At 45.5% G+C, this 1,819-nt stretch carries 3 protein-coding genes; all 3 read left to right on the top strand.

Translation table 11 applies throughout. The features are described from left to right. The first annotated feature begins 149 nt into the window (after positions 1-149). The 3 genes from FHS09_RS22435 to FHS09_RS22425 all read left to right on the top strand — a co-directional run bounded on the left by FHS09_RS22435 (position 150) and on the right by FHS09_RS22425 (position 1,528). On the top strand, positions 150-401 hold the full coding sequence (locus FHS09_RS22435) for a hypothetical protein (protein ID WP_183464127.1): 252 nt from the start codon (positions 150-152) through the stop codon (positions 399-401). Positions 402-498: 97 nt separating this feature from the next. Further along, the gene (locus FHS09_RS22430) at positions 499-801 is read left to right on the top strand and encodes a hypothetical protein (RefSeq protein WP_221192200.1); all 303 of its coding nucleotides are present in this window, start codon (positions 499-501) and stop codon (positions 799-801) included. A 136-nt stretch (positions 802-937) separates the two neighbouring features. Continuing rightward, positions 938-1,528: a hypothetical protein gene (locus FHS09_RS22425; protein ID WP_183464125.1), complete on the top strand. Its 591-nt coding sequence runs from the start codon at positions 938-940 to the stop codon at positions 1,526-1,528. Positions 1,529-1,819 lie beyond the last annotated feature (291 nt).

Raw genomic sequence — 1,819 nt, 5'->3', positions numbered from 1 at the left:
GGTGAATTCCAGTGACACTGATGGAGTCCGTGATCGAGCCTGTAAAACAAGGCGTTTCATGACTGAGATCCGATTAATTTATGCAACTACCGGGTTATATCCGACAAAACATCGTCGAAATAGAAGAAAATCGGAAATTAGTCTACCAAATGAAAGAAAGTGACGTTTGGTGTAAAAATTGGGTTAGCTTCCTGCAAGATAGCTTTATCTTAGAGCCAATAGAAAATAATAAAACAAAGGTTACTCGCATAACTGTTTTTCACGGTGTAAAAATTATTCCTATACTGAGCACGGTAGCACTTTGGTTTTCACTCAAGCAAGCCCACAAGTATGCTTCTAAAAACTGGCGTAGGTTAGCTACATGTGAAAAATCACAACGTACAGGTCAGGCATATGCATAACATGGCCAGGCACAGCGACGGATTTTCCGTTACGGCTTCGCCTCCACTACAAAGCCGCGCGTGCTGGCGGCGTTAAGTTTTCGCAAGGATCGAAATAGTGCCAATAAATATTTTAAATTACACCGGCAAAGTAGAAGGCGAGAAGCCAGAAAAACTCGATTGGTTATGCGATGGCGAATGGGAATTACCTGCGCAAATTGAATACTTGGAAAAGTGGCTAGCATCTACAGGAAAGAATTTTGAGTCAGGCGCGTATGTAGCCGATGTTGGTTTTAGTCCCCGCGAGGGCGCCTGTGGAGGCGGAAGCGTTCTAACCCATGAGTCTATGGCTATAATGGCATCAATTGGCATGAATCTCTTCTTATCAGAGTACCCTGGTATGGAAGAGAGTTCGGAGTGAAAAACTTAACAAGGCAATGCAGCCGACGGCCAACTTTGCGCACTTTTTGCGCGGTCGCTGCGTTCCCATTACCGCGCAAAAAGCACACAAACTTGGCCGCGTCTGATTACGGCGTTAACTGAAAAACGGTGATGCAATGGATTCAGGAGATTGGATTTCTCTTTTGATGGTGCTAATCGCTAGCGCCTCAGCAGCGATTACTTATGCTGTGTATCGCTCTTCGACTGATCCTGAGGTAATTGTCTATGCTGATGTAGATCGCAAACGCCCGTCGTTTATAAATTTGATAATAAAAAATATAGGAAAAGGATCGGCAGTTGATGTTATCTTCCGATCTAGTCGGCCACTTCCGTCTCAGGCATTTAGCATAGGCATCCCCAAAGAAATGCCGGCAGAGATGATTGATGGTCCAATTATTGTTGGGATTCCGTACTTGGCGCCCGGCCAACAACTTATTGTCACTTGGGGTCAGTATGGCGGGCTTAAGAAGTTTCTTGGTAGCTCCTCCATCGAGGTCACAGCTATTTACTGTCGTTCAAAGAGTCTTCGTCCATTTTCTAGACGGGTTGAAAGCGTGAGTAAGTTAGATGTGACGCAATTTGAGGGAACAGACATTAGTGACCTTAATTGGGGACCAAAGCTTGTGAAAGCTGTAGAAGCTTCGACAAAAGAGTTGGCAAAGTTCCATAAAACAATGGCTGCAGCCGCGGAGTCGGAGCGCAGTTAACCAAGCAATGCAGCCGACGGCCAAGTTTGTGCACTTTTTGCGCTATCGCTACGCTCAATTATCGCACAAAAAGCGCACAAACTTAGCCGCGGCTGATTGCGGCGTTATACGTAATCAAATATGAGCAGGACTTTAATTTTCACGGCTTTATTTACTTTAGTAGCTCTTTTTATAATGAGGGTTGTGCCCTATTTTGAGCCTCGTCAGTAAAATCTGTGGGCAGCCTCCGGCACAGGCAGCCGCCCAAGCGCATGATATAGTGCGATTTCCAGGCATCTGTAGGTCCTGAAG

Source organism: Microbulbifer rhizosphaerae, from assembly GCF_014191725.1.
Taxonomy (GTDB): domain Bacteria; phylum Pseudomonadota; class Gammaproteobacteria; order Pseudomonadales; family Cellvibrionaceae; genus Microbulbifer; species Microbulbifer rhizosphaerae.
The sequence above is the reverse complement of the archived record's forward strand: the minus strand, read 5'-3'. Positions and strand labels throughout refer to the sequence as shown.

Coding starts and splice junctions, on each gene's coding strand:
- FHS09_RS22425 (WP_183464125.1), top strand. CDS start 938: ATGGATTCAGGAGATTGGATTTCTCTTTTGATGGTGCTAATCGCTAGC.
- FHS09_RS22435 (WP_183464127.1), top strand. CDS start 150: ATGAAAGAAAGTGACGTTTGGTGTAAAAATTGGGTTAGCTTCCTGCAA.